Genomic DNA, 232 nt, shown 5'->3' on the forward strand with positions numbered 1-232 from the left:
GGCGCGGCCCGCGCCGCCGCGGGTGTGGCTTTCGCCGAGGAACAAAATGGCGTGCGGGATTTTTACGAGCTGTATCAAGACGGATTTGACCCGTGCTTCAAAGTCGCCGCGGTATTTCGTGACCGCCAAAAGCGAACCCATATCCAGAGCGTATACTTCGGCTTCTTTCAGCACGTCGGGAATATCGCCGTTGAAGATTTTGTGTGATAAGCCGTCCGCCAGCGCGGTTTTG

General features: G+C 56.9%; 1 pseudogene. It reads right to left on the bottom strand.

Annotation, left to right across the window (positions count from 1 at the left end):
* Nucleotides 1-232, bottom strand: a pseudogene (locus ACTHS3_RS18800) (hypothetical protein); the annotation flags it as partial.

The sequence above is a fragment of the Neisseria sp. P0009.S007 genome, assembly GCF_051962515.1.